This is a genomic window from Psychroflexus aurantiacus (genome assembly GCF_010820555.1).
GTDB classification, from domain to species: Bacteria; Bacteroidota; Bacteroidia; order Flavobacteriales; family Flavobacteriaceae; genus Psychroflexus; species Psychroflexus aurantiacus.
Genome location: NZ_JAAIKD010000011.1, coordinates 1 through 7,998 on the forward strand (window position 1 = coordinate 1; position 7,998 = coordinate 7,998).

8 protein-coding genes are annotated in these 7,998 nt (G+C 28.6%); all 8 read left to right on the forward strand.

The genetic code is table 11. The annotated features are described in order from the left end of the window. The coding region (locus G3567_RS12925) for a hypothetical protein (protein WP_317164185.1) at positions 1–398 on the forward strand (398 nt) is incomplete at its 5' end. Between the two features lie 160 nt (positions 399–558). Further along, positions 559–1,065, forward strand: a complete 507-nt coding sequence (locus tag G3567_RS12930; protein WP_164005737.1) for a hypothetical protein — start codon at positions 559–561, stop codon at positions 1,063–1,065. A gap of 979 nt (positions 1,066–2,044) precedes the next feature. Further along, complete coding sequence (locus G3567_RS12935; protein WP_164005738.1) at positions 2,045–3,172, forward strand: hypothetical protein; 1,128 nt, start codon at positions 2,045–2,047, stop codon at positions 3,170–3,172. A 164-nt stretch (positions 3,173–3,336) separates the two neighbouring features. Further along, positions 3,337–4,002 carry a hypothetical protein gene (locus G3567_RS12940; RefSeq protein ID WP_164005739.1) on the forward strand — a complete coding sequence of 222 codons (666 nt, stop codon included), beginning with the start codon at positions 3,337–3,339 and terminating at the stop codon, positions 4,000–4,002. 328 nt (positions 4,003–4,330) lie between these two features. After that, a complete protein-coding gene (locus G3567_RS12945; RefSeq protein ID WP_164005740.1) occupies positions 4,331–5,116 on the forward strand; it encodes a hypothetical protein in 786 nt (261 codons plus the stop codon). A gap of 21 nt (positions 5,117–5,137) precedes the next feature. After that, positions 5,138–5,689 (forward strand): hypothetical protein, encoded by a 552-nt coding sequence (locus G3567_RS12950; protein WP_164005741.1) that lies wholly within the window; start codon positions 5,138–5,140, stop codon positions 5,687–5,689. Between the two features lie 161 nt (positions 5,690–5,850). Further along, a complete protein-coding gene (locus tag G3567_RS12955) occupies positions 5,851–7,008 on the forward strand; it encodes a hypothetical protein (RefSeq protein WP_164005742.1) in 1,158 nt (385 codons plus the stop codon). A 157-nt stretch (positions 7,009–7,165) separates the two neighbouring features. Next, on the forward strand, positions 7,166–7,822 hold the full coding sequence (locus G3567_RS12960) for an NADase-type glycan-binding domain-containing protein (RefSeq protein WP_164005743.1): 657 nt from the start codon (positions 7,166–7,168) through the stop codon (positions 7,820–7,822). Positions 7,823–7,998: the final 176 nt, after the last annotated feature.

Below are 7,998 nucleotides of genomic sequence, written 5' to 3' on the forward strand. Positions count from 1 at the left end.
GCGTTTTAAGTCGCCACTTTCGTTATGCGCGAGACGTTGTAGCTAATTTTAAAATGACTCTAGACGAATTAAAGGCAAATATAAAGTGGTGGGAATCCAAAAGGTGGATTTATAATGTTCTCGTCGGACTATCTGGTGCATTGACCATATTTAATGCGCTAGCTGAAAGCCCTTATGACTGGACATTTGAGGACACCATTGGCGTTATTATTTGGGGAATTGGAGCTAATATTTTTTATTCGTTGGGTACTTTAGTTGAACTCTTTGATTGGTACTATTTCAAAAACAGACTTGGAATTAAAAGATTTAGATTATTCCTTTTTATTTCTGGCACATTTTTTAGCTGTCTTTATACTTTTTGGTGTGTTATGGCATATTTTTTATGGTCAGTATGGTAAACAAACTAGCTACAACAAAGTATAACCGCAATTACGGCGGATTCGACTACGTCCGAATCCACTCGGAATTGCTAAAGCCAGTTCTAAACCGAAAATTAACGCATATTAACCCGTAACTGACGGTTATACGAACCGTTGTAACCAATTTTGAAGAAAAAAATTGATTGAAAGAAATTTAAATATTTTACATTACAGCCTTTATAAAATTGAAACTAGGCTACATTTTCTGTTTAATAAAATCAATCCTGCACTATTGCTTTATAAAATTCCTATTATTAAAAAACGAATGAAAAATAAATTCGAGATTGATAATGCGATGGAATTTCAAAACAACTTTTGGACTGACAAGAAAAACGGATTTGGACTAAGGTTTGCTGGCGGTTGGTTAATTGCAATTATTGCAATAGCATTAATAGGATTCGTAAAAATCAGTATTAGCTTGCTTTTGCCTGGAATAGGTTTAAATCCATACTATTTCATAGCAATGGGAACAATTTCATTTATAATTTGTTATTACTTAGTCTTTAAAGAAGATCACTATTTGAAATATTTTGCGGAATTCGAAAATTGGACAAAAGAAAGAAAAAGATTAAATGCCTTACTGAGTATTGGTAGCATAATATTAATTATTACGTCTTTCTTTCTTAGTTTGCTATACTTTAAATAGAACATCAAAACTGGTTACAACAACGGTTAATCGCCAATAGCCGGCACCGTTAGAAAGAAAATAATTAACTTGACCAACAAACCAATACTAAGCCGACAAACCAGCGTCCCCTACTCCGCCAACTGGCGATAACCGAGACCGTTATAAAACATTTGACAAAAAATGAGCATTAGAAAATTAAATGAGGATAAAAGCATAACAATCGCTGGTAATGTTGCTCTATTGATGTCATTAATAATCTTATTGTTCGACCATTTGAGATATTTACAAAGTGCGTTAAATTTAGATAATCCGCTAATTCCAAAAGACTTAATTTTTTATGCAAATAAAAATTACATATTTGGGGGAATATTTGTGATTTTGGGAATAATCGGAATAACTATTTTCAGAATGCTAAAACTAAATCTGACTGGATTAATCTTTTGGTTACTATTTTTAACAATGTATTTTCTAACAATTAATGGACTTTTAATTTAAAATAAACGTATGTTTTGACTTATTCTATGTGGCATTAATTAAGCTGATAAAGATTGGAAGTTGAAAACAGGAATGATAAACAATTCTCAAATTATCCAAAATTTGGATTTGAAAGAAATTAATAGAATTTAACCGAAATTAACTCTGAACAAAATTAAAATTATGCAGTCAAAAATCTTGAGAAAAATACTTTTCGAGTAAAATTATTGGAAAAACAAACTGATTCTTTTACTGAATTTCAAATTCTGGAAAATTTTTGCAAATAGGATTAATAAAAAACGTTTTACAACAACGTATATAACAAATAGCTAAGTCCTTTTTAAATCGGAAATTTTGGTATATTTGGTAAGTCGCCAAATTTTTTGATTTGGCATTTTGAAAAGAAATGTAAAAGCAAAATACAAAAGTTTTGGCTTGTGGTGAGATTGAAAATCTAATCATAATTTCACGCTACTTGTCATATACAAAACCGTTATGTGCAAGCTGAACAGAACATTGAGAATTGAAAGAAGAAGTAATATATAAACTTGACCGAATTGCTGACATTTGGAATTCGTTTATTTGGGAATATGAGTTCTGCAAAAAGAGAATCAAGTTCACACCAGAAGTTCAGACCAATTATTTCGGAGATATATTAGGTTATTTTCAAGATACTTTTGACATAATATTTGACAATAGAAACTCAAAATCATACGCTGAGCGATTTTCAAATCAAATAAGCCTATTACAAAGTATATATGTTCAACAAGATTTCATAGAAGAGTTACTAATAATCTTCAAATGTGGAATAAACAAAGGAGATTTAAAAAAGGACTCAAACTACTTAATTAATAGAGAAATACGCAACGAACTTGTCGGACATCCAATAAGAAAACACAATGGAAAATTTATTTCATCTTGTCTTTTCGGATACAATGGTGGAAGTGATAAAATTGTCTATTTAAGATACCATAAAGACAATGACTATAAGTTTGAGTCAATGGAGTATCCAGTCACTGAAATAATAGAAAGACATAAAGAGTTTTTGAATAGGTACTTCGACAAAATATTAATCAAACTAAAAAAAATACTAACCGACTTCACAAAAGAAATTGAAAAAATAGAAAGTTTGATAGACAAAAAAAGTCTGGAGGAAATACTAAAAATTTCAGAAGTATTTTATGAATCCATATTTGAATATGACTTTATCTATGATAAAGAATCTTTACTAAAAATTAATAATAGAAAAGAGGAACATAAGAGGTATAAAAATTTGATAGACAAATTCTATCAAGACTTGAGAAGCAGTTTAAAAGAAAAGAGGGAATATGCAATTCAGCTTTTTGAACCAAGAAAAAGAATTGAAAACAACAATATTGAGAAGCCAATCTTTGACATAAATTTCATTGACGCTTCAGAGATAAAAAGTGATAATATAGAAAGACCCGTTACTTACCATTATGAACTTGGTAAACTTGCTACAAAACGCAGTCCAATGGATTTTGACTTTTTTGGTGGTTGTTTACGAAGAAAATGTTCGGAAAATCAATTAGTCCTAAATGAATTGGACCATATGGAATCTAACATTTATAATGACATTGAGTATTTCACAGCCTACAGATTGATTTGCACTGAATTAAATGAGGATTAAAAGCCTGCACATAACAATGTATAACCGCAATTACGGCGGATTCGACTACGTCCGAATCCACTCGGAATTGCGAGCGTCAGTGCTTAACCGAATATTAACGCATATTAACCCGTAACTGACGGTTATACGAGACCGTTGGGGCTAATTTGAGACAATCAAAACGAATGAAAAATACTCTTTATTATATTTTAATTTTTTATTCAATTTTAAGCTGTATTTCAAAACAAGATAAAACTTGGGAAGAATTAAATAAATCAAATGATCATACTAAATTTATCCCATATCTATTAAATAATACTAACTCTTCAAATTTTGAAAAAGCATTAGATAAATACTATTTCTATAAAAACGAATACATCAAAAACAATATGCCACCACCAATTGATTGTTTTAGCAGCTGTGTAACAATTGAAATCAATCGAAATGGTGAAATATTCTTTAGGGATGAAAATGTTCAAATAGACACGCTGAAAGGGCGTCTAATGGAATTCATAAACAATGAAAAGAAATTACCTGATTTGCCTTCAAAAGATATCATAACTGACAATCAAAATATTGAACGAAAGATTTCTAGAGCCATTTTTGAAATAACATATCACGAAAGCCAAATTGAAAAATTAAAATCAATACTTCAAGTAATTAATAATTCATTAAACGAATACTCCAGGTATTTATCTAATTCTTGGTTTAACAAAGAGTTTGAAAATCTAAATAGTAAAAATCAAAAACTCATTGATTCAATTACAAAGTCTAAGGTTAGAATACGAAAGGCTAAAGATTTTGAACTAAAAGTTCCTCCTCCTCCCGAAATTAACCTTGACAGCTTTTGAAATGAAAGTATTAATTGCCAAAAAAACTAGCCCCAACATCTAGTATAGCCAATAGCTAGTATAATCTAAATCCAAAGTTTCTGTATATTTAGAAAATAAAAGATAAACTGAAAAGTATGCTGGTATTTGCACGCTACTGGCCATACTAGAGAACCGTTGCCTACAATCCCTCATAGAGCCCAAAAACTCTTCAGTACGTATGCTAACGTAAAATTGAGTAAATTGTGGCTGAAAAATTTAGGAAAAGATGAGAAACTTGAATATTATTAATGACCTGATTTTCAGCAACATAATTTTAAGTTAGTCAGAATTTTGAAAAACACATCAATTGAACATTAAAAAAGAATCAAAATCAACTTTATTGGTTGTAATCATTATTATTATTTCAATGGTAATAATATTCTTTTTTTCAATGGGTATTGATTACTTGAATTATTACAAAGATTATAATTGGATTTTTTATTTTTTAGGATATCTAGCACTTTTATTTTTAATAAGTTGGCTAAACAAGAAATATCCAAGTAAAATTCTTCAACTTATAAATATCTGCATGTCATTCCCTATTGCATTTGTTTTATTCTTGTATCAATTTGCATTACCAGCATTAGGTTTAATTTTTCATGTTATTTATTTCGCAATGATTTCTATTTCAATTCCATTAATTATTATAAAATTGAATGAGTATTTTGGATATTACACACTATCAAAACAAACTATCATTTTTATTACACTAACTTCTGCGACTTGCATTTCAGTAACTTTTTACAAACAAATTTTAAATTTCATTTACCATCTTGGACCACTTAGAATAAAAAGCTCGAGAAAGATTAGAAAATTTAGATTAGAAGAATTGACAGAATATGTTATTAATAAAGAAAACATAAGATTTATAATTTATTCATCATTCTTTATTTATATAATGGTTTATTCTTTTCATTTTTTTCAAAATTCAAGTATTTTCGATGTTCAAGAACAAGACAAAGCTGTTTATCAATCTTTTCTGTGTTTTTTAGCATTTGACAGACTACTATTAAACTCAAAAAGGTTTTTAATAATTCCTTCTGAACTTTTAAGAAAATTGATAAATTCTATTAGACAAAATGAAGATAAATAAGTTATAAATAAATCGAATTAAATGGAGAACATTTTAACCTTTCAAAATATTGTAACTTTTATTTTTGTTGTGATTTATGGAATAATTTTTTTTATTCAAAAATCACAGTTTAAAAAGCAAAATGAAATAATAGAAAAATACTCTAAAATTTTTAACATAATTGATATTGATGAAATTGAAAAATATGTTGAACTACAGAAAAAAACTACAAAATTAGAATATTATAGTAGGGAAACAGATCTTATTAATCTAGAAAATAGATTTGATAAAATAAACGCAGAAGTTGATGAAATACTTGGTAGTTCAAAGTCGAATCTTGACAAGTCCAACGAAATCCATTCTAAGTTAAATGAAATATTAGATAAAGCAGAAGATAAAATAAATAGGAATAATGCCTTTACACATAGTCTTAATGAATTGAATATAAAAGAATTCGAAGAATTTTATTTGCTAATGGATGATAAATTGGGAAAACTGAATAACAAAAAATTGCATTTAGAAATTGTTGAAGAATTAAGGACTATTCAGAAAAAATATGATTCTTTAAAAAGGGAACAGCTGAAAAAACTGTAGGCAACAGCGCATAACAAAAATGGCGAATTTAGAGCTAAAACGAGAGATTTTTTACTTTTAGAAACTTAAAGTTTAACCGAAAAACTTGCGCATTTTAAGTCGCCACTTTCGTTATGCGCGAGACGTTAGGGCAAATTTGCCAAAAAACCCAAAATTGAACTATGAAAGAAAAATTTGTCCTTTTAATTACCTTCTTAATATTCGGACTAAATACTTCATTTGCGCAGAAATCTAAAACAATTGAAAAACTTGAGTTTGAGAATTATGAACTTAAAGTTATATTTTTTGACCCTTACGAAAATTTAGTTTCAGAAAATCCCGAATTCAAAAACCTTGACTCTCTAAAACAAGGAGAAATTTGGAATGAATATTTGCTTAACAATGTCATTTATGATTTTCAATTAATTCAAAAAAAGAAAATTGTTAAACATTATATTTTAAGAGGAAATTCATCGAAAGACATATACCCAAAAGATTTAACGAGAAATAATGTCTATTTATTAGATATAGTAAATCATAAAAAGAACACTAATTTTTATAGGTTATCAGACTATTCAAAAATGATTAATAAAACAATCGATAAGTTCAGTTTTTATGGAACACTATTCGAGAATATGGAACTACTGAAAGATAACGATGGAAAATTAGGCAAAAACCTCTTTGGTAGATTTAGATTAAAAATCCCTTATTCCACAATCCAGAATAATGTAATGACTTTAATAGGTTTTGACTTATTTGGAGAAATAGAAACTGAATGGATAGCAAATAACACAGAAGAATTTAAAAACTCTTTTTTCGATTATCAAGAAAAAGTCGACCAATATTTCAAAATCGAAAGAATTAAAAAAACGTATGTAAGAACTTATGACCAAAATGGAGAAATTCAAAATGAATATCCAAGGTTAAATACAGATGAGGATATCAAATCCTATATTGGAAAAATGAATAGAATTGGAGATGTAGTTTCTTTACCGTTTTTCAAATCTACTGACAAAGTAATTTTAATCGAAAAGGATAGTTTATACTCAAAATATAAAGTTGAGACTAAAAATAATAAACCGATTGATAAGTATTTAGAAAATATTGTCGTCTTAAAAAATTCAGATGGAGAAATCGAGAATATTACAGCAACTCTTTTAATTCACGGTTCATCAATTGACAGAGGAGATTATGTTGAGAGAGAAAATTATATTGCATATTTCAAGACTTTTAAGGATTTGAGATTACCTTATAAAATTCTGTTTTCACCATTAACTGACAAACAATTTGAAAAACCACGAATTGAAATTGAATTAGATTATTTGTTCCATAGAAAATAAAAAACTTGCCCTAACACCGTGTATAATTAATGGCTAGTTCTCGCCTACTTACGAAAATCCTCGCAGATTTTCTATTCGGTTTTTATTTGCTAAATTAGGTGCTTAAACACGCCACTAATCATACACAATCACGTTGTACAACATTTGAAAACTAAAAATGAAAGTTAAATTAACAATTTTATTTCTATACTTTAGTTCCGTTTTAATAGGGCAAGAATTGAAAATCATCAATGCAAAACAAGCGAACGATTCTGATTTTTTTGACTATGAAGATTACGATGAAAATATGAATCCAATAGGAGAAATGGAATTTTTAAAAGGTTGTAGTTGGTACTGCGGGGGTTCTGTTAAAAAAATGATTGGATCTTCTGAATTAAATGAAAATAACGGAATTAATTATTCGCCATCAAACGCTCACGATTTTAATAAAAATACAGCTTGGGTCGAAGGCAGTGCTGATTATGGAATTGGAGAGTTTATCGAATATCATTTTAACTTTGACGAAATGAATAATTACGATGGCGGTTTGGGAATTAACCGAATTTTAATTGCCAATGGTTATAAGAAAAGTTTAGAAACTTGGAATAATAATTCAAGGATTAAAAAACTAAAAGTCTATTTAAACGATGAACCTTATGCGATTTTAAATTTATTAGATTCATTTGAAATTCAAACAATCGAAATTGACGAAATTAACTTTCCTGCAAACAAAACAACTAAACTAAAATTTGAGATTATAGACGTTTATAAAGGTGATAAATTTGACGATACTGCACTGAGTTTATTGATGTTTGAAGGAACAGGAGTGCATTAAAAACGTTGTACAACAGCGCATAACAAAAATGGCGAATTTAGTGCTGAAACGAGAGTTTTATGTATTTTTATAAAAGCAAAAGTTTAACCGAAAATTTTGCGCATTTTAAGAAGCCACTTTCGTTATGCGCGAGACGTTGCCCATAATAATATGAAACTTCCGCAATACATTTTAAT